Genomic DNA, 20543 nt, shown 5'->3' with positions numbered 1-20543 from the left:
CGAAATCGACGACGATCGCGATGCCGGTGCAGGCGCGGAGCAGGGCGACCCTCCAGCGCATCGTCGATCGGTCGATCGATCTGTTCCTCACCCGGGGATATACGAATACGAGCATCAGCGACATAGCGGAGGCGTCCGCCACCTCGCCGGGTGCGATCTATTCTCGCTTTCCGGACAAGAACACGATCTTGATGACGATCGTGGACGCCTATTATCGTGAACGCCTGAGTGTGTTCGACGAGTATTTTCAACGGCTGCGGGAATCCGGTTCGGTGGATCACGCCGAGATCGTCACGTCTTACGTCAAGCTCATCCTTGGGCAGTTCCGCGAGGACGTGGCGATAGTCAGGCTGATCGAAACGGTGCGCCTTGAGAACGATGCCGTCGCCGCGCGCACGCTCGGTCTCAACAAGAAACTGGCCAACCGGCTCTACGAGGCGCTTCGCAGCAGTGACATCGGCCGTCGGCGTCATCTTCGTTACCGCACGCGCTACTTCCACACGCTGTTCCGCAACGCCACGGCCCTCGCGATCCTGCACGACGGGACCGTATCGGGCGCGCAGATCGCGGTGAACGCAGGCGAGTTCGAGGCGGAGACGATCCGGATGGGCATCGCCTACCTCGCCGGCGCCGATTGACATACTGTCCAACAAAACTAGAGTGACCACTCCCATTTAAGAAGGTGCGGAGGGTTGGGTGACAGGTGATAAGGGCGGCACGTGCCCGATCCGGCTCGCGGCGCGGGAAAGCTATGTTCCCCGTGTTCCGCACGAGGTTTTCAAGGAACTCCGGGCCAGCAGCCCGGTATCCTGGCACGAGGCGGACGGATATCCGGGTTTCTGGGCAATTACGAAATACCGGGATATCGTGTCCATCTCTACCGACACGCGCTCCTTCAGTTCCGCGAGGGGCGTCTTCGTCGAGGATATCGAGAGCGGCCAAGGGATACCCGGATCGCTTCTGACGTCCGACCCGCCTTTACATACCAGCCTGCGCGCTCAGCTGAGCGACTGGTTCACGGCGACAAGCCTGGCAAGACTGGAGGGGTGGCTCCGGATCACGGCCCGCGCCATCATGGATCGCGCCGCTTCCGCCGGGCGCTGCGAGTTCGTCTACGATATGGCCGCGGAACTGCCGTTGCTGACGATATGCGAATTCCTCGGCGTACCGGAAGCCGATCGCTCCTACATGCTCGCTCTGGGCGACGCGGTCGTCCGCTCCGAGAATGACAGGACGTTCGCCGAAGCGATGAAGAAGATCGGCGATTACGGCCTTCAGCTCGCGCGGCAGAGCGCCGGTGACGGCGGCAGCGGACTGGTCCGCAACATGCTGCGATCCTTCGAGAAGGAGGAGCGTCTCGCCGAGGTGGAGTTTGCCGGGCAGTTCGCGCAATTGCTGGTCGCGGGCAACGAGACCACCCGCACTCTCCTCTCCAACATCATGCTCGAACTGTGCGATCGCCCCGATCTTCATGTCGCGCTGAAAGCGGAACCCGGCCGCCTGCCGCTCGCCATCGAGGAGTTTCTGCGCTGGACGTCGCCGATATACTATATGCGTCGCACCGCCCGCGAGGACACGAAGATCGGAGAGGTCGCCATTCGCGCGGGCGATCCGGTGGTGATGTACTATGTTTCGGCCAACCGTGACGAAGATGTTTTCGACGAACCCGACACTATCGATATCGATCGTCGCCCCAATCGCCACCTCGCCTTTGGTGTCGGCCGGCACAACTGCCTTGGCGCTCAACTCGCGCGACTGGAAACCAGGATCTTCATGGAGGAGTTCCTAGAGCGTTTCAGATCCGTCTCGCTTGACGGAGCGCCCGTGCGATTTCCCTCCAACGTCGTCAACAGCTGGGAGAGGTTGCCCGTCGTTCTGGAGGTGGGTTGAGGGTCGCGCACGTCGATGGCCGGCGTCGCTCGTCCGCGCCCGGCTTGATCTAGCGTGTCGCCGCATCCACCGGCGCCACGACGTTGTTCAAGAACTGCTGACGATGCCATCGGATAGCCCATCGGCAAGATGCGTCCGAACCGCTGAAGCGCTCAAGTGCTTCTTGATGTTAGGCCGTTCAATAACAGGGATAAAGTGATGGCGGAGCGGGAGTCCGCCGTTTGGTGGTCCAACGTGGTCCGACAGAGTCTATAGAAATCCGCCGTTTCAGTAGCTTACGTCGATTAATGGTCCTGCAGAGTCCAAAGCAATCCTGCATATTCCTGATCTTTATGTTGGGCGTGATGTTGGGTAAGATCGCGCTATGTCAGGGATAAAGCCAGCCGGCCAGCATCGTGAGAAGCGCCTATCAGCGGCGTTTGTGAAGACCGTTAGCACGCCCGGCTTCTATGCCGATGGCAATGGCCTGTACCTGAAAGTCGATCCATCGGGGGCGAAGCGATGGGTACAAAGGTTGATGATCCATAAGAAACGGACCGATATAGGCCTAGGATCAACATCGCTTGTAAGCCTTGCAGAAGCCCGTGAGAGGGCCTTGGAGCATCGTAGGCAGGCAAGGGCTGGCGATGATCCTCTTGCGTCTAGGAGGGCTTCTACGACCATTCTGACCTTCAAAGAGTGTGCGCAAAAGGTCTACGATCTGTCAGCCCCGACATGGCGTAACGCCAAGCACGGTCAGCAATGGCTAAACACACTAGAAGCGTTCGCTTCCCCGATCTTTGGCACTAAGCGTATCGACGCCGTAACGAATGCGGACGTGCTGTCGGCGCTTACGCCCATATGGAACACTCGCCCAGAGACCGCGCGGCGGGTTAAACAACGTATCGGGACGGTGATGAAGTGGGCGATGGCGCAAGGATGGCGCGGCGATAATCCGGCGGAAGCTATATCGAAAGCCTTGCCCAAGCATGATCGCTCCAGCGTAAAGCACCGCGCGGCCCTTCCTTACGAGGCCGTGGCGGATGCTATAAGTAAAGTAAGGAGGTCCGAAGCTGGCACAGCGACCAAGCTGGCAACAGAGTTCCTTATCCTAACTGCTACGCGATCAGGAGAAACGCGCGAGGCAAAATGGATCGAGGTTGATATCGAGAAAGCCGAATGGATTATTCCAGCTACGCGGATGAAAACGAAGCGTCCGCATCGGGTGCCATTGCCGCCACGGTGCATAGCTATCTTGGAAGAAGCAAAAGCGTTGCGCCGTGAGGGCGATGATCTGGTCTTTCCGGGTACGAAGGATGGCAAGCCTCTTTCAGATATGACCCTTTCAAAGCTTATGAAGGAGCTTGGCATCGCCGCTGTTCCACATGGCTTCCGATCCTCATTCCGGGATTGGGCTGGCGAAGCAACCAGCCATCCGCGCGAGGTGATCGAGTTTGCCTTGGCGCATGTTATTAAGGACAAGGCAGAGGCGGCATATGCACGGTCGGACCTTTTTGCAAAGCGGCGAAAGCTGATGGATGATTGGTCGCAGTATATTCAGCAAAATTAAACAGCATAATAATCTCGTCTAAAGTTATCACTTAAGTATCTCAAATTAGATTAGTGATTTCGTTGTTGTAAGATCAAATAAGTTTCGGCATACGAGGCGATTTTCTGCTGGACACGTCGCGAATCGACTACTAAAGCGCCGCCCAACCAGCCAAGGAGGCGGAGCGATGATCGAAGGACTAATTCGCCGAAAAGAGTTGTTGGAAATCATCGGGATCAGCAAATCCCAACTGTATGTCATGATCTCACGTGGGCAATTCCCGCGCCCAATCCTTATCGGAAGCAAAAGAGCCGTGGGCTGGAGGCGTGCCGCCGTGTCGGCATGGCTTGCGGCACGTCCTACTACTGGAGGTTGGTCTTTATTACGCAGGATGATCCTGTTCGTAAACGAGGCAAGCCAAATACGCAGAGGAGTTGATAATGAACACGGTGTATGTCGAGGCCATCAATAGATGGCTTAAATGTAAAGGTCAGAACCCGATTGTCATTCGACAGGCAAAGGTTGTTAAGTCGTGGAAACATGGTGATGAAGGTGGATCAAGAATTCTTGTTCGGTCTATAGCTTGTCTTACCGATACAAATGCATCCTAGAATAAAAATACAGCCATTAAGCGAACTGGTGACGATCTGCTTTCCCGGCTCATGGGAAAAGGAAAAGGCGGGCCGGTATCGGATACGATGCTATCAAAGCTGATGAAGGAACTGGGCGTCGGTGCCGCATTGGTTTCGATTATCGATCGGGAATTGCCCATATGGGGCAATCATCCATCCAAGCGAGTTCTAACATTATGCCTGTTGTCATGAAGACTTCTGTAAAGACGAAAGGTAATGAAATGCAGATTACTATCCGCTTTGATAAGGCGTTGAACAAGAGCATGGATATTTTCAGTGCCGTGCATAAAGTTTGTAAACGCTATAACGAGCGTGTCTATCTAATTGGTGGCAATATGGGTCTGAATGTTAGCAATGTAAGTTGGGATCAATGCTATGAAATAGCGGAGTGGACTATAAAGATAATTCGTCGAGAAGGGGCTCTATCTATCGATGGCATAAAGATTTGCATCTTCGAGGATTACCGCACTTCAGAGGTTCCCTGATAGGAGAGTGGTAGCGAAATTAGGGTGTGAACTTCTAAATCTTGCACGTTCGTAGTTCTATTTCCTGTTAGAACGAAGGTATGTTTACTTGTAGAACAAATTCAACATCTCTAAAGACGGATGTTAAGCCAGTTTCTTTAAATCCGCTTCTGAATATAAATAAGGCTTAATATCTATAAACGTTGCTGATCACAGAATTGCTTTAGACACAGCTTCTCCTTCCGCTAGGGTGATACCAAACAACCTGTGGGAGGTTATTTATATATCTTGCGAATAATTACCCTAATATCGTTTTACAGACTACGTATACCCTAACTGCCTTTTTGCCCGTCTCTTGAAAAGAACGGAATGGAAGCCACCCCATGTGATACCTAGTGAAAGCACTAGGACAAAGCATCAGCCCTTTGAAGGTTAGGTTGTTCCCTAGAACGATATCAGTTCATCGGGAGGGTCGGAAGGTTCGCATAAAGCGTTTTAAGTTCCCCCGTAGCAAACTCGAATAGTGTCTTATCAAGATTATATCACGCAGCTAGATTAAAGATGGCCTAGCTGCTCATCAGCATCTTGGATGCCTTCGCCAACATAGGTTCATTCGGAAATATGTAGCTCGGTATATATGAGCCTACCGGAAGGCTATTTGGCTTGGTAGTTTAAGCGTTCCAGCCAAGGTAAGGGGCGCTGTAAAAGCAATTCTATCAAAACGCTCCGCTCTTGTCCACCGTACGCAAACGTTAACTGTGATGATTGCTTTAATTCGGCTGTTCAGATGATGAGTAGCCGATTGGAGCACCCCTGTATGTCTCTACGACTTTGGAGTTCATACGTTAGTGGCCCACCAAAGCTAGTCCCTTGGCATAAGTGCGGGAATAATCCTTGTGGGTCGCGATTGCTATAATCTCCACATCCTATACGCGATCGTTCAAGCCTTCCGAGCAGCAATCCATGCCGCCAATTCAGATTTCTGTTTCTCTAGCTCCTTCCTGCTACTCGCGATCGAAGAAGATGAAGATGGTTCATCCTCTGTATCTAGCAAGTTGGCTAAGAAGGGTATCACTGTCGCACCAACCATATCCAGCACCTCAGGAGACATTTCGTTATTTTCGACAATCTGCTCTAGAAGCGCATTATAGTGACGAGCCTGTTCCAAGATTGAGGTGATAAGCGGGCTTGCCTTGTCTATTCCCTCCGTTGCGCCTGCGTTAAAAAACGTGATCGTGTGGATTGGTTTGGTACGATCGCGTATTTCAACGTTTAAGCTTACGGAACGGACCTTCTCTACTTCTATCGTTTTTGAGCTTGTCCGGCTTCCGGCCGAAAGTCCACCAACAAGGAGGCCGGCAGGACCGAGAAGTAGCCCGCCGGCGGCGCCCCCGATCATTTGTGAACCACGGCGTGTCTTAATTACGCCATTAGTCGTTTCAACAGTGATACCATTAACATCAAGGGCGACCTGGCGAAGTTGACGGAAGTCCATAAGATAGGTGCTTCCAAGCCCGCACCCGATCATGATCTTTTTTGTTTCCCAGTTAACGCCGACTCGGTCCATGGTCTCGGCATTAAGGTAATAGTCGCCGCTGCCAAAGCTTTCGCTGATCTGTTCGCGTGCTGCTTTCAATCGAGCCTTGTGTCTTCTGTTTTCGCTGATCGTCATTGGTATGGCGATGGAGATGGAGATTGCAAAAACCAGAACGATCATAACTGCGATGGTCATACCGCCTCCTCATTCGATAGAGGCATACCCGGCTTAAGCCGGGCGTTGGAATCCTCGCACAAGGACAAGGCCCTACCGCTTTTAGGCAGAGCCTTGGACATGGCGACAGGCGCCCGGCCGAAAGTTCGACCGGACCTTGTAGCAAGGGGATTCCACGCCCCACAGCCGACACTTACCGGCTGCCCTATAACGTTGCCCGACAAGCCGGGGATCGGCAAGAGCCTACCAACCGCTATGTGTGAGGATCGAGTACATCCTAGGCCGGCACTGGATGGACACCTGAAGATCGTCTTTCGCACCCTCTAGGACATACCCCCCTTCAACAGCGCTAAGGCTTTCGAGCCGAGGCACGCCGTCGTTTGACGGTTTGATACCGACCAAACCATCTTGAAGGCCGTTCCCCATATGTTCTATCGAGGCAGCAGGGAGCGAATCATGCGAATCACGATCAGAACGGCGGGTGCAGAATGGACGGTCGACTCAGGATCAATTGCGATCGATGAGTTGGAGAATGGACTTCGCGTCCGCACCGACCCGCATGATGATCTATGGTCGCTGGAATATACGGCTTTAGCCGTGACGATAGAAGGCGGCGCTGTAGGGCCTCCTGCGCCAGAATGCGACGATCCGAACCAATTGCGGTTGTTCGCGATGCTGTGAAGCACGATCCCCTTGGCGAGCCCTTGGAGGCGCTTCTAAAGGATCATACGCACGTCACTATCACATGCCGCTGCCATCGCGAGGTTGTATGGCTTGCCCGCGATCTGTTCCTAGCTCTAGGAACCCCTTGCAGCGTTCGACAAGCCCAGGGGCGAATGCGATGTTCAAGGTGTGGCGTGAAAGGATGGGCGATGATCATGCCAGCCTCGCGATGACCTGACAAAGTGAGATAGCGGCGCGGCCGGAAACGCCCTAATAGTAGACACTGCAAGTTGCGCCGGTTGCTCGGTTAAGGAGTGCTATCAAAATGCCACGCCAAACCGTGATCCTCGCCGTCGCATTCGCTTTGGCAAGCGCCCTCACAATCTTCGCGGCACTCAACTTTATTTATCTAGGGCGCGGTTATGATCTCGTCTTAACAATCGATGGCGGGATACGGTCCGGTTACCACGTCGACTTTCCGATATGGCGTCGCGCCGCGAATGTAATTGTTTGGATTTTTGCGTGCGGTTGTGTTTTGCTATTCTACTTTGGCCATCGAAGCGCGCTGGTCAGCACGATCATAATGGGGACCATGGTCGTTAGCGCGAGCGACGTTTACAACTATGGAAGCATTGGTTCGCCAAGGTCGCTCTGGACGGTCGCCACCCTGCTTATGCTGATCGCAGGAGTACGGTGCAGGACGCATATGCTCAGGTTCGGCACTTAGATCCGCTGCCCACCGGCTATCGCCGTTCCAGACGCTAGCGACGCGCAATCCGCTCGACACCAGACCGACAGCTATCGGGCGGAAAAGCAATCCGGCAGCAGTCGCCCACTTGCGGGTATCAGCGACAAAGTGAACGCCATCCGATCCGACACAGTCCGCCAACGACGAGACATAGGGCCAATATACCAATCGCCTGCATTGAATACTCTACAAACTCCTTGATCTTGCCCGAAGTGTTGGGATGAATATCCCAAAAGAGAAACGTAGTTAGCAATATTGGTAAGAGTAAAGAGGGAATAAGGAGCAAGTGATGCCGTGGCGCTGCATTTCGCCAACGATCCGCTAAGCGTGCACTTAGGAGGCCGACGCCAAGACAAATCGCCCACCATCCAAAAAATTCGGCAAATCCGAAAGATCCGGGCGGTCCGGGGTAGTCAGCAATCATTGCAGTTCCGATTAGCGCGGCGGGACCGACAAGGCAACCGAGGCCCAGATGACCCGACCTCGTTTGGGGATATCGGCTAGGTGGTTCCATGCCCAGACCTATATGCTAGATTGTCGGCTTTCCACCATGCCAAGACGTTCAAGCCGGCGGGCAGCTACCAGCCCACTTGCGGACGAATCGGCATCTGAATTAAAACAGGTGGCTGAACACCGTCAGGTCAGTGGCAATGAAGAGGGCGATCCGTACTATTAGGACGGCATGGAAGCCCCACCCGGTTGCAACCTTGTTAACTCGAAACGCATCACCGCCTGCAATGGGCAGTTTCAATGTCTCGCCCCGCATCAGCATGTCGGCGATGGTTCCAACCTGCGCCAACACCACCTCGCCGAAAACGCCCACTAGCGAACATCGCGAGATTGCGCGAAGGTGCTTTGATGAAGTTACTAGAGACCAAATGGCCCGCGTTGATCGGCGGCTCTGCTATTCTCGGCTTGGCACTAGCTCTGCCGGAATCCATCCTGCCCCGGAACTATGGCCAGCCCGTGTTCTTACTCGGGGTGCTCTTCCTCTTTGACGGTATGATGGCCATGAGAGTTGTGAGCTATGCTACAATACGTGGACCGGAGGAGCGTAGGGAGCGACTTGAGCGACTATATTACGAGCTACCAAGAGCGCGTCAGAGGTATTTGCTAGCGTTCGGCCTCTTTGCTGTAGCGGTAGCAGCAGTAAGCTTGAATCCTCTTGAGGATTGGTATTCGTTCCTAATGATCGGGGCAATTATTGCCTATGGGGTCGTGGCGATGGTACAGCTTTTTCGCTGTCGTTCGATGGTCAATTAAGGACTGAAATCATAGGTCCGCTTTCCACACATTCTCGCTGTGCCGATTAGGCCGCCCGCTTTTCTACCCGCTGAATGGCCGCGCGGCTTACACCATATTGTTTAGCCAATGCGCCAAGGGAAAGCCCGCTAGAGCGTGCCGCGCGGATCGCCTGTTGTTGATCCCCGGTAAGGGCAGACGGGCGTCCTAGGGCCTTTCCCTCGGCTTTCGCGCGGCTAAGCCCTGCTTTGGTACGCTCTATAAGAAGGTCACGTTCGAACTCGGCTACGGCGGTTATTACGCCCATTGTCATCTTCCCGGCGGCGCTGGTTAGGTCTACCCCTCCAAGGGCAAGGCAATGGACCCGCACGCCTTCGCTGGCCAACTTCTCCACCGTAGCTCGTACATCAATCGCATTACGGCCAAGGCGATCAAGCTTGGTGACGATCAGCACGTCACCAGCTTCCAGCCGATCGACAAGCCGAGCAAATCCCTTACGCTCCATAGCGGCTACGGACCCCGACACGGTTTCCACCGTTTTCAAGCCCTACCTGAGGCAAAGTTCTGGGACGTCCTCAGTGAGATTGCACCGGCACGTTTAGTGTGTGCACGATGGCTCATCACCGTCGCCCGGATCGCAGTCGTCGCTGCATCCCCTTTGGACGGGAGAATAGGGCGGCGAACCGCCCGCAAGTGCCGGTGCAATCCCGCCCTTCGTTTTAACGCTTAATAAACGATGCTCAACTCTTTTTTGGTCAACACGCTCAGCAGGTCTAAGCCGCTCCACTGCACAAACCAAGGGTGGCTCTCCATACGCCGGACGGCCGCTTGGCTTTGCGCTCGGGGCACTCGTGGGAGACCGCACCTCGACCGGAGTGAGTTGAACCAAGATGCTCTCTTGTCGAGCGGCAGATGGGGGCAAGAAAGGAGGTCGAGGCAGATGTGGGCTGCCTGAGAATCTATCTTAGGCCCAAGACTTCGAGAGATGATCTCCTTCGCCCTATTAAAAATAAGCCGCCGTAAGTCACGATGTTTGCGAGCATCGCCAAGGATGTAGAGAAGAGAGACAATCTCAAAATACTCAAACTGAGGAATATCCTCGCAGATGCGTCCAATCACGACATCTACGAGCGGTTCGTTCTCAGCTATCTCTTTCATGGGCAGTAAGACGTTCAAGAGTTCGACGGAGATGGCCGTCAGCGACCTATGATTCCCACCGTTGTTTAATGACTTTGCTAGATCAATCGTCCAGCGAACAATTGTCTCAGACAGGTGGTTCAGCCTATCTGGCATCTCAGCACTTACAAGGCGACTGGCCACAACATTTGATCGCGCGAGATTGAGTGATGCTCTCACAGTCGGGTTCACCGTGTAGAAGAAGTATGAGCACTCTATGAGTAGCATTAGTGCAGCAATATATTCATCGTCCGTCGTGTTAGATATTGATCCAAGCTGATAACTATCAGAAAGGTCTATCACCCTCTTTTGTAGGGCTGATACAATATAGTCGGACACCATATGGTAGCTGGTGTTATGCATCATACAGGATGCTTTAACATCAGACACAAAAGAGCGAATTAACGCATCTGAGCGTAAAATCCTTTTTGGCTTCGCAAATCGTGTGGTGTCACTGAGGTGGTAAGAGATGAACTTCGAGAAAAATGCATTCAGTTTCATATTCACAGACGAAATTATTTCTGACTTCGGGGTTGTGAAGGGGCGACGGATCGTTCTGGTTTTCTGGTGATTGAGGTGGAGGTTAAATTTACTCATTGCCGATTGTATGGCTGCCGCCACTTTGTCAGCGACAGATTCTGAGGCGGCGAAGATATAGTAATCGTCTATATATCTCCGCACATCATAATCGGACCGAACAGATAAACCCGATTTGGTCAGAGTACCTAACGTAATTCTGTCCACATCACTAAATATAATTTCAGCGAATACGCGGCTTACCTCGGGCCCAATGCAGATACCATTCGTTTCATTATAGTTCATCCGCTGCATCAAACGATCGAAGTCGTTCCCAAAGGTCGATGCGCTCGTATTGTCCTTAGACGTCTTAATGTCGCTTACAGCCCAAGATATTGTGTGGGTATATATACTGTTAAAGCACTTGGCCACGTCGAGCATCCTAAATACCTCAAACTTCTTTTCTAGATGAAGGTATTCGTTGGAGTCGAAAAACTGATGAGCCCGGGTGGTCCTATCATACGCAAAGTATGAAGCAGGGTTCGAAACGCTCTTTTCCATCGAGACAGTATCAATGGTATGACTGCGGTAGCGGTTTCTATTGCTATCGATGCCCCTTATGAAGTAAGTGCTGCCCACTTTTCGAGGTGAGCGCAGAGAAAACTCCGATTGTCTCGCGTAATAGCATATAAGGGCGTCATAGTCCGAGTAGAACTGTGTGACCGAATGCTGAGCGGCGGGGTGTAAAAGGCTTAGTCCCCGAGTCCTAAACTGATCTCTTAGGACGTTATAGCGGTATGGGATTGTGTAACCGTCTGGTCCATCGACCAGAATGTCAGAGAACTCACGTTCAGGTCCGGTTTCTGGTAGGCCGCCCGTCAGATTTTTGTAGAATCCATCATTGGAGAAGATAATCGGAACCTCTTCCGGGAGCGTGTCAGTGACGACGGCGCGCATGTAATCGCCACGGCGCATGTTGCCCCTCTGAACGATCTTTTTACGCATGAGCCCAACACCGTATTATGCGTCTGATATCATCATCAGAGAATTGAAAGAAGCGGTTGTCTTCGAAACCAGCACGGAACGTTAACCCTAGGATTTTCTTTCGCTGCGCCCCTGTAAGAATCGGCTTTAACCGGTTGGAAGGGTGAGTGTTGACAACCGCGTTTAATAAAAAGCGATCAAGGGAGTTGAGTGCGGCCGATCCCGTTGCATCAATTAGCCCGTAGTTGTATCTTAAACCCACGTAACGGGTTTGGCCGCTGTCGTAGTCCTTGAGTCCGTGGTTACTGGTCAACATCTTAACTCGATCTAGAAGGTCGGAGAACGGTCCTCCGTCGTTGAATGATAGAAAGGCTCGCGAAAGTCGCCTCTTAATCCTCCTTACTTTTGATGGAGCAATATCGAGATAAACATCGCGCTTGAAGCGGTTATCTATCCGATACACCCCGCCAACTCCGATCCTGTATCCCAGAAATATGATAGCAGCTTCCTCTGATCGGCTGCTTTGATTAGAAAATGGAGAGAAGATCTCAGTAGCACACTTCGATCTACTAAGGGCTAAGCCAGATGGGAGTGACGATTGGGCCAGAGCCTTGATTTGGTGGGGATCCACATCCTCCCCTAGAATTAAGATCATATCGTCTACAAAGCGGCTGTAGAATCGCACCCCAGGCAGCTGTGAGATGGCGCGATCAAAGGGCCGCATCACGTATTCCGCAAGCGTTGCGCTAATTGCAAGCCCCCGAGGCAGTCCGGTTATCTGCCTCGCAGCCAACGCATCGAAAAAGGATTGAAGAAGATGAATACTCTGACGCGAGAATGCGGCGTCCCGCCGCAGGGTTTCCAGCGCTTCTCCGACGTTGACGGTTTCGTAGAATGATTTGATATCAAGTTTCAAGGCGTTGAAGCCGAGCCCTTGGCCAGCCAAGCGAGAAAGGCTTTTGATTATCTCTTGGCGGTCTGACTGGCGAACTCCAGTTACACGTCGAAGGCTCTCTGAAATATGACGGATAATCAGTGCCTGCTCGATTACACGATGCTGGTAGACTGCCTTTCCGCCGACGTGACCGCGATGCAAGTCTGCTCGATTAAATCCGGTCCGACAAATATCCATCGCTCGTTCAATCGCCTGCCCCTTCTCATTTGCTTGAAGGTAAAGGACGCCGGGCTGAAAATCAGACTTCCGAAACTGGCGAGCGATCGTCTTCGGGTGGAGCGTTGAGTCGTGCATTGATCGTCCTGCGGCAGAGCCAGAGGGCTAATCCATTTGAGCGACCAAATGCAACGCGATCAATATGTTGGTTGCCATGTTGGGTGGCGGGCAGGTAATGCAAAAAGCCAAGCATTATCAGCAACTTATACAAACCAGTGGCGGAGCGGGAGGGATTCGAACCCTCGAGGAGCTGTTAACCCCTACACACTTTCCAGGCGTGCGCCTTCGACCACTCGGCCACCGCTCCGCGTCCTGGAAGGGCGGGCTCCTAGCCTGTGCGGCCCGGCTCCGCAAGCCGGGCCGCGTGCGATTTCACTGCGCCGGCTGGCTGCGCCCGCTGCGGCCGCCGCCGCGCTGGTAATTGCCGAAGGCGCGTTCGGCGCGCGGTGTCGCCGGCGCCGCGCGAACGGACTGGCCGGGCTGGCCCCAGCTGCCGCGCCCGCGGAAGCCGGCCTGGCCGCCGGCCGGCGCGCCGTCGATCGCGCCCGTCCCGCCGCGTCCGCGCCATCCGCCGTCGCCGCGCCCGCGCCAGCCGGAGCCGGCCGGAACGCCGGGCGTCACCGCCGCCTGACCGTCGCCGGCGCCGCGATCGCCGCCGTTCCAGCGGCCGCCGCCGGGCCGCCCGTCACTTGGCCGCCCGTCACCCGGCCGGCCATCGCCCGATCGCCAGCCACCCGGTCGTCCGTCGCCGGGCCGGCCGTCTGGCCGCCCGTCGCCGGGGCGGCCGTTCCAGCGCCCGTCGCCGGGGCGACCGTCGCCGCGGCCGCGCCAGTTGCCGGCCTGGGCGCGGCGGCCCTCCCAGTAGCGCCGGTCATTGTCGTTCCAGCGCCGGCGCGATCCGCCGCGATCGTAGACGTAGATGCCGCTGCCCGGATAATAGAAGCCGTTGTACCAGCCATAGCCCGGATAGCCGTAGCCGCCGCCGTAGTAAGCCGGCCCATAGCCGTCGTAACCGCCATAATCGCCGTCGTCATAATAGCCGTAGCCGGCTGAGACGCCGCCATAGCCGTAGCCGTCGTCATAGCAGCCGCCGAGCGCGAATGCCGAGGCGAGCGCGAGGCCGATCGCCGCCTTCCTGCCGTTCCAAAGTGCCATGCCACTCTCCGAGAGGTTCAATCCGTGCGGATCCTGGCGCGAATAACGCACGACCCGGTTGAACGGCCTCTGAATTGCAAGGCCTTCGAATCAAAGGGGAGAGTCGATCCGGCGTCCCGCACCGGCACAGTCGGCCCGGGACGCGACGCCGCCGCCGGTCAAGCGGTGGCGACGGTCTGCTCGATCGTGCCGAAAATCGCGTGGCCGTGCGCGTCGTCCATCCGGATGCGCACATGGTCGCCCGCCTTCAGGAAGGGCGTCACCGGCGCGCCGCCGGAGATGGTCTCCACCATCCGCTGCTCGGCGATGCAGCTGTAGCCGAGGCCGCCGTCCGCCACCGGCCGCCCCGGCCCGCCGTCGGCCGCCCGGTTGGAGACGGTGCCGGAGCCGATGACGCTGCCGGCGCCGATGCTCCGCGTCTTGGCCAGATGGGCGATCAGCGTGCCGAAATCGAAGGTCATGTCCACGCCCGCATCGGCGCGCCCGAACGGGCGGTCGTTGAGATCGACCGAGAGGATGCCGCGCAGCCGCCCGTCGGCCCAGGCGTCGCCTAGCTCGTCGGGGGTCGCCAGCACCGGCGACAGCGCGGAGGCGGGCTTGGACTGGACGAAGCCGAAGCCCTTGGCCAGCTCGTCCGGGATCAGGTTGCGCAGCGACACGTCGTTGACGAGGCCGATCAGCCGGATCGCGGCGAGCGCAGTCGCGCGGTCGGCGCCCTGCGGCACGTCGCCGGTCACCACGATCACCTCGGCCTCGAAGTCGCAGCCCCACGCCTCGTCGGCCAGCGGAATGGGCCCGCGCGGCGGCAGGAAGCGGTCTGAGGCGCCCTGGTACATCAGCGGATCGTGCCAGAAGCTCTCGGGCAGCACCGCGTCGCGCGCCTTCCGCACCAGCTCCACATGGTTGACGTAGGCGGAGCCGTCGGCCCACTGGAAGGCGCGCGGCAGCGGCGCGTCTGCCTGCCGCTCGTGGAAGCGCATCATCGGGATCGCCTCGTGCGCCAGGTCTGTGGCGAGCGCCTCCAGCCGCGGCGCCACCGTCTCCCACGCGTCCAGCGCCGCCTGCAGGGTGGGGGCGATGTGGGTGGCGTCGGCGCACCAGGCGAGATCGCGGCTCACCACGATCAGGCGGCCGTCGCGTCCGCCCGTCAACGATCCCAGCTTCATGCCCGTCTCCTCTCGCCTGTTTCGGCCGAGCATAGCCAGCCCCCGGCCGACCGGCGAGCCCGGATTGATCGCGGGTGGGCGCCGCGGGGCCGGCGGCCGGCGGCGGGCGGTTCCACCGGCGCGCAAACCACTCTATGCAGGCGCGATGCAGTGGCATGACGATTTTCCGCCGGCGCCGATCGCCCCTGCCTATGGCGGTGGACGTGGTGGTGGCGGCGGCGGTGGCGGCGAATGTGTCGATCCTGAAATCCCGCGGCAAGCCGCGCCGGCGAAGGCGCGACAGATGACCATCGCCTCGCCCGGCCACCGCTCACGATCGCTCGCGCTGGCGGCGCTGCTGCCGCTGGCGGCATGCGCCGTGGGGCCGGACTATCGGCCGCAGCCGGCGGCCGCGCTGCAGGTGCCGGATCGCTTCGCCGCCGCGCCGGAACGGCCGGCCATGCCGCTGGTCGATCCCATACGCTGGTGGAGCGGGTTCGACGATCCGGTGCTCAGCCAGTTTGTCGAGCAGTCGTTCGTCGCCAATCTGGACGTCGCCGTGGCGGGCGCGCGGCTGCGGCAGGCGCGCGCGGCGGTGCGGCAGGCGATCGGCGCCGGGCTGCCGCAGGTTGGCCTGTCCGGTTCGGTCAACCGCAGCGTTGGGCGCGACGGGCAGAGCTTCGTCGATCCGACGACGGGCAACACCTTCTCCTCCGGCGGCGACACCACCGTCTACCGCGCCGGCTTCGATGCTGGATGGGAGGCGGACATCTTCGGCGGCATCCGCCGATCCGTGGAGGCGGCGCGGGCGGACGCTGCGGCCAGCGAGGCGAACCTGCACGACGTGCAGCTGAGCATCGCGTCGGAGGTGGCGCTCAACTATGTGCAGGCGCGGCTCGCCCAGTCGCGCCTGGGCATTGCCCGGGCGAACCTGGCCTCGCAGGACGAGACGCTGCAGATCGTCGGCTGGCGGGTGCAGGCCGGCCTCGTCAGCGCGCTGGATCTGGAGCAGGCGCGGCAGCTGCGGGCGACCACCGCCGCCTCGATTCCCAGCCTGGACACCAGTTACGTCGCGGCGGCGAACCGGCTGGCCGTGCTGCTGGGCGAGGCGCCGGGCGCCGTCACCGCCATGCTCGATCCCGGCGCGCCGGTGCCGCTGGCGCCGGCCGCCGTCGCGATCCCGGCCGAAGTGATGCAGCGCCGGCCGGATATCGCCGCGGCCGAGCGCACGCTGGCGGCGGAGACCGCGCGCATCGGCGTCGCGGTGGCGGATCTCTACCCGGCGCTGCGCCTGTCCGGCACGTTCGCCGGATCGGACACGTCGCTCGGCGGGCTGCCCGGCGCCGCGCTCGGCAACCTCGTCGCCGGCATCACCGCGCCGATCTTCCAGGGCGGGCAGATCCGCGCCCGCATCGCCGGCCAGCGCGCGGCGACGGACGCGGCGCTCGCCACCTACCGCCAGACGGTGCTGCTGGCGCTGGAGGAGGTGGAGAATGCGCTGACCTCGCTCGCCTCGTCCGAACGGCGCGAGCGCGAGCTGCTGATCGCCGAGGATGCCTCGCGCAACGCCGTGATCTACGCGCGCAGTCAGTATCGCGCGGGCCTGATCGATTTCCAGACGCTGCTGGACAGCGAGCGCAGCCTGCTCTCCAGCGAGGACGGCCGGGCGAGCGCGCGCGCCGATCGCGCCACCGCGACGGTGCAGCTGTTCAAGGCGCTGGGCGGCGGGTGGCAGGTGGCGCCGGCCCCGGCGACGCAGACCGCATCGACGACGAGACCCTGATGGACCAGCCCACCACTTCCGCGCTCGCCTCGTCAGGCGCCGCCGACCCCGACGACAAGGCCGCGCTCGACGACTTTCTCGGCGCGCGCCCGCCGTCGCGGCGCGCGCGCTACCTGAAATGGGGTGCGGTCGCCCTCGTCGTGCTGCTGGTGCTGTGGATCGCGGCGCGGCTGCTGTTCGGCAGCGACGTGGCGGTCAGCTACGCCACCCAGCCGCTGCGCCGCGGCAACCTCACCGTCAGCGTCTCGGCCACCGGCAATCTCGCGCCGACTAACGAGGTGGAGGTCGGTTCCGAACTGTCGGGCCTCGTGACCGAGGTGTTCGTCGACAACAATGATCGCGTGCGCAAGGGGCAGGTGCTGGCGCGGCTCGATACCTCCCGCTTCCTCGACACGGTGAACCAGAGCCGGGCGCAGCTCGCCTCGGCCCAGGCGCAGGTGCAGACGGCGGAGGCGACGGCCCAGCAGAGCCGCGCCACGCTCGCCCGCTTCATGGAGGTGTATCGCCTGTCCGGCGGCAAGGTGCCTTCGGGCACCGAGCTGGATGCCGCGCGTGCCGACAATGGCCGCGCCGTAGCCGGCATCGCCACCGCGCAGGCCGCCGTCGCGCAGGCGCGCGCGGTGCTGTCCTCGGCCGAGACGCAGCTGGCCAAGGCATCGATCCTGTCGCCCGTCACTGGCGTCGTCCTCTCCCGCTCGATCGAGCCGGGACAGACGGTCGCCGCGTCGCTCAACGCGCCGGTGCTATTCAAGATCGCCGAGGATCTCGGCCAGATGCGGCTGGAGGTGAAGGTGGACGAGGCCGATGTCGGCACCGTCGCCAAGGGGCAGCGCGCCACCTTCCAGGTCGATGCCTTTCCCGGCCGCACCTTCCCCGCCCTGATCGAGCGGGTGGACGTGGGGGCGAACGCCTCGTCCTCGTCCACCAGTTCGTCGTCCGGCACCACCGCTAGCAGCAGCACCTCGGGCTCGGTCGTCGCCTATACGGCGCGGCTGACGGTGGACAATCGCGATCTGGCGCTGCGGCCCGGCATGACGGCGACGGCCGACATCGTGACGGCGGAGAAGACGGACGTGCTGCTGGTGCCCAATGCGGCGCTGCGCTTCTCGCCCGATCGCGCCGGCAAGGGGCAGGGCGGCGGCGGCGTCACCTCGGTGCTCGCGCCGCCGCGGCCCAGGCGGGGCGGCGGGGCGGCGGCCAAGGGCGCCACGATCGGCCGCGGCAGCCGCCAGACCGTGTATGCGCTGGGCGACGACGGCAAGCCGCAGGCCATCCAGGTGACGGTCGGCGACACCAACGGCAGCGAGACGGAGGTGACGGGCAGCGGCCTGGCGCCGGGTATGGAGATCATCACCGGCCAGCTCGCCGCCGGCCAGACGAACGAGGCCGCGCGCGGCGGCGCCCGGCGCGACGATCAGGCCGGCGAGGCAGGCGACCGCGCCGCCCCGCGCGAGCGCCGCTCCGCCGGCACCGCGCCGGCCCCCGGCGAGCCCGGCGGCCAGCCGATCCGCCCCGCGCCGGAGAGCGCGCCCTCTCAGGCGGGTGGCGCCACTTCGGGCGGAGCGGGCGGTCGGGGCAGGCCGCCGGGGCAGGGCGATGGCGACTGAGCCGCCGCCGATCATCGCGCTGCGCGGCGTCACCAAGACGTTCGGCCAGGGCGCAACGGCGTTCCAGGCGCTGAAGGGCGTGGATCTGGACATCATGGCCGGCGATTTCGTCGCCGTGATGGGGCCGTCCGGCTCGGGCAAGTCGACGACGATGAACATCCTCGGCTGCCTCGACGTGCCGACCGCCGGCGCCTTCCTGTTCAAGGGCCACCATGTCGAGCGGCTGGATCGCGACCAGCGCGCGCTGCTGCGCCGGCGCTATCTCGGCTTCGTCTTCCAGGGCTTCAACCTGCTGGCCCGCACCACCGCGCTGGAGAATGTCGAGCTGCCTCTGCTCTATCGCGGCGAGGACAAGAAGACGCGGCGCGACCTGGGCCTCGCCGCGCTGGACAAGGTGGGGCTGGCCGACTGGTGGGACCATACGCCGGCCGAGCTTTCCGGCGGCCAGCAGCAGCGCGTTGCCATCGCCCGCGCGATCGTCACCCATCCGGACGTGCTGCTGGCCGACGAGCCGACCGGCAATCTGGACAGCGAACGCTCGATCGAGATCATGGAATTGCTGACCGACTTGAACCGCAACAGTGGCATCACCGTGCTGATGGTGACGCACGAGGCGGACATGGCTGCCTTCGCCCACACGATCATCCACTTCAAGGACGGCCTGGTGGACAGAAGCGAGGCGAACGCCCGCGAGATGGCCGCATGATCCTCCCCGGCACGGGCAGGGGAACCGGCGTAGCCGGTGGAGGGGGCGGGCGGCGCGCGCCGACCTTTCCGGCGAAGGCTGCGCCTGCCTCACTCCCCCTCCACCATCCTGCGGATGGTCCCCCTCCCCGTGCCGGGGAGGAATGCCGGTAATGCTCGGCACCACCATCATTCTCGCCATTCGCGAGATCAGGCGGCATCTGCTGCGCTCCTTCCTCACCATCCTCGGCATCGTCATCGGCGTGTCGGCCGTCGTCACGATGGTGACGCTGGGCAACGGCGCGACGGCGGCGGTGAAGGAGCAGATCGCCTCGCTAGGCTCGAACATCCTCCAGATCCGGCCAGGCCAGGGTTTCGGGCGCGGCGGCGGCGGCCCGCAGCCGCCCGACTTCAAGCCGGACGACGTGGAGGCGATCCGCACCCAGATCGCCGGCGTGCGTGCGGTGGCGCCGCAGGCCCAGTCCAGCGGCATCGCCGTCGCCAACGCGGCGAACTGGTCGACCACGATCAACGGCACCACCGCCGACTATTTCACCGCGCAGGACTGGAAGCTCTCGGCCGGCCGCATCTTCACGCCGGCGGAGGAGCAGGCCGGCAAGGCGGTGTGCATCCTCGGCTCCACCGTCGTCACCAACCTGTTCCGCCAGAGCGATCCGGTCGGCCAGCGCTTCCGCCTGAGGGATATGTCGTGCGAGGTGATCGGCACCCTCGTCACGCGCGGGCAGGGCGGCTTCGGCAACGATCAGGACGATGTCGTCATCATGCCGATCAAGGCGGTGCAGCGCCGCTTCACCGGCAGCCGCGACATCCGCAACATCATGGTCTCCGTGGACGAGGCGTATGACACGGGCACAGTGCAGGCATCCGTGCAGAAGCTGCTGCGCGAACGGCGCAACATCACCGGCGGCAAGGAGGACGACTTCAACATCTTCGACACCAAGCAGATATCGGACACGCTGCAGGGCACGACGCAGATCCTGACGGCGCTGCTGGGCGCGGTGGCGGCGGTGTCGCTGCTGGTGGGCGGCATCGGCATCATGAACATCATGCTCGTCTCCGTGACGGAACGGACGCGGGAGATCGGCATCCGCCTCGCCATCGGCGCCGTCGCCGGGGAGGTGCTGCTGCAGTTCCTGGTCGAGGCGGTGGCGCTGGCGTGCCTCGGCGGCGTCGTCGGGCTGCTGCTGGCGCTGATCGGCTCGGTCGCGCTGGCGCCGGTGCTGAAGGTGCCGTTCATCTTCGATCCGCAGATCAACCTGCTGGCGTTCGTCTTCTCGGCGCTGATCGGCGTGGTGTTCGGCTACTTCCCCGCCCGCCGCGCCGCCTCGCTCAACCCCATCGACGCGCTGAGGCACGAATGAGCGGCCGGCTTTTCTCGCTCGCGTGCCGCTTGCGGCTTTTCGATGCGCGCAGAGACGCGGAG

The 20543-nt window shown here is 60.1% G+C and carries 17 protein-coding genes and 1 tRNA gene; 10 read left to right on the top strand and 8 right to left on the bottom strand.

Translation table 11 applies throughout. The features are described 5' to 3' along the window. Positions 1-20: 20 nt before the first annotated feature. The 5 genes from GNT64_RS11430 to GNT64_RS11410 all read left to right on the top strand — a co-directional run bounded on the left by GNT64_RS11430 (position 21) and on the right by GNT64_RS11410 (position 4535). Positions 21-638, top strand: coding sequence for a TetR/AcrR family transcriptional regulator (locus tag GNT64_RS11430; protein ID WP_197276959.1), 618 nt, complete (start codon positions 21-23; stop codon positions 636-638). A gap of 58 nt (positions 639-696) precedes the next feature. Next, the gene (locus GNT64_RS11425; RefSeq protein WP_156679637.1) at positions 697-1890 is read left to right on the top strand and encodes a cytochrome P450; all 1194 of its coding nucleotides are present in this window, start codon (positions 697-699) and stop codon (positions 1888-1890) included. 421 nt (positions 1891-2311) lie between these two features. Then, on the top strand, positions 2312-3439 hold the full coding sequence (locus GNT64_RS11420; protein ID WP_197276958.1) for a tyrosine-type recombinase/integrase: 1128 nt from the start codon (positions 2312-2314) through the stop codon (positions 3437-3439). Between the two features lie 166 nt (positions 3440-3605). Next, the gene (locus tag GNT64_RS22285) at positions 3606-3890 is read left to right on the top strand and encodes a helix-turn-helix transcriptional regulator (RefSeq protein ID WP_156679635.1); all 285 of its coding nucleotides are present in this window, start codon (positions 3606-3608) and stop codon (positions 3888-3890) included. A 348-nt stretch (positions 3891-4238) separates the two neighbouring features. Continuing rightward, a complete protein-coding gene (locus GNT64_RS11410; protein ID WP_156679634.1) occupies positions 4239-4535 on the top strand; it encodes a hypothetical protein in 297 nt (98 codons plus the stop codon). Between the two features lie 919 nt (positions 4536-5454). Here GNT64_RS11410 and GNT64_RS11405 read toward each other — a convergent pair. After that, the gene (locus GNT64_RS11405) at positions 5455-6246 is read right to left on the bottom strand and encodes a hypothetical protein (protein ID WP_156679633.1); all 792 of its coding nucleotides are present in this window, start codon (positions 6244-6246) and stop codon (positions 5455-5457) included. A gap of 435 nt (positions 6247-6681) precedes the next feature. Between GNT64_RS11405 and GNT64_RS11400 the strand changes: the two genes are divergently transcribed. After that, positions 6682-6906: a hypothetical protein gene (locus GNT64_RS11400; RefSeq protein ID WP_156679632.1), complete on the top strand. Its 225-nt coding sequence runs from the start codon at positions 6682-6684 to the stop codon at positions 6904-6906. 1343 nt (positions 6907-8249) lie between these two features. On the opposite strand, the gene GNT64_RS11395 is transcribed toward GNT64_RS11400, so the two are convergent. The 7 genes from GNT64_RS11395 to GNT64_RS11365 form a co-directional block, all read right to left on the bottom strand. Continuing rightward, on the bottom strand, positions 8250-8459 hold the full coding sequence (locus GNT64_RS11395) for a hypothetical protein (RefSeq protein WP_156679631.1): 210 nt from the start codon (positions 8457-8459) through the stop codon (positions 8250-8252). Positions 8460-8945: 486 nt separating this feature from the next. Then, on the bottom strand, positions 8946-9413 hold the full coding sequence (locus GNT64_RS11390) for a recombinase family protein (protein ID WP_231639528.1): 468 nt from the start codon (positions 9411-9413) through the stop codon (positions 8946-8948). 191 nt (positions 9414-9604) lie between these two features. Further along, positions 9605-11575, bottom strand: coding sequence for an antiviral reverse transcriptase Drt3b (gene drt3b, locus GNT64_RS11385; protein ID WP_156679630.1), 1971 nt, complete (start codon positions 11573-11575; stop codon positions 9605-9607). Then, the gene (gene drt3a / locus GNT64_RS11380; RefSeq protein ID WP_156679629.1) at positions 11568-12803 is read right to left on the bottom strand and encodes an antiviral reverse transcriptase Drt3a; all 1236 of its coding nucleotides are present in this window, start codon (positions 12801-12803) and stop codon (positions 11568-11570) included. Before drt3a ends, drt3b begins: the two co-directional genes overlap by 8 nt. Positions 12804-12941: 138 nt before the next feature. Then, a tRNA-Ser gene (locus GNT64_RS11375) sits at positions 12942-13032 on the bottom strand. Between the two features lie 65 nt (positions 13033-13097). Continuing rightward, the gene (locus tag GNT64_RS21900) at positions 13098-13880 is read right to left on the bottom strand and encodes a peptidase (RefSeq protein WP_231638964.1); all 783 of its coding nucleotides are present in this window, start codon (positions 13878-13880) and stop codon (positions 13098-13100) included. A gap of 158 nt (positions 13881-14038) precedes the next feature. After that, positions 14039-15046, bottom strand: coding sequence for a fumarylacetoacetate hydrolase family protein (locus tag GNT64_RS11365; protein WP_156679628.1), 1008 nt, complete (start codon positions 15044-15046; stop codon positions 14039-14041). A gap of 283 nt (positions 15047-15329) precedes the next feature. Between GNT64_RS11365 and GNT64_RS11360 the strand changes: the two genes are divergently transcribed. The 4 genes from GNT64_RS11360 to GNT64_RS11345 all read left to right on the top strand — a co-directional run bounded on the left by GNT64_RS11360 (position 15330) and on the right by GNT64_RS11345 (position 20481). Beyond that, complete coding sequence (locus GNT64_RS11360; RefSeq protein WP_156679627.1) at positions 15330-16808, top strand: efflux transporter outer membrane subunit; 1479 nt, start codon at positions 15330-15332, stop codon at positions 16806-16808. Then, positions 16808-18415, top strand: a complete 1608-nt coding sequence (locus GNT64_RS11355; protein ID WP_156679626.1) for an efflux RND transporter periplasmic adaptor subunit — start codon at positions 16808-16810, stop codon at positions 18413-18415. The genes GNT64_RS11360 and GNT64_RS11355 overlap by 1 nt, the downstream gene beginning before the upstream one ends. Next, on the top strand, positions 18405-19121 hold the full coding sequence (locus tag GNT64_RS11350; protein ID WP_156679625.1) for an ABC transporter ATP-binding protein: 717 nt from the start codon (positions 18405-18407) through the stop codon (positions 19119-19121). Before GNT64_RS11355 ends, GNT64_RS11350 begins: the two co-directional genes overlap by 11 nt. Positions 19122-19272: 151 nt before the next feature. Beyond that, on the top strand, positions 19273-20481 hold the full coding sequence (locus GNT64_RS11345) for an ABC transporter permease (protein ID WP_156679624.1): 1209 nt from the start codon (positions 19273-19275) through the stop codon (positions 20479-20481). The last annotated feature ends 62 nt before the right edge of the window (positions 20482-20543 follow it).

Origin of the sequence: Sphingomonas profundi (assembly GCF_009739515.1) — a bacterium.
Taxonomy (GTDB): Bacteria; Pseudomonadota; Alphaproteobacteria; order Sphingomonadales; family Sphingomonadaceae; genus Alterirhizorhabdus; species Alterirhizorhabdus profundi.
The sequence above is the reverse complement of the archived record's forward strand: the minus strand, read 5'-3'. Positions and strand labels throughout refer to the sequence as shown.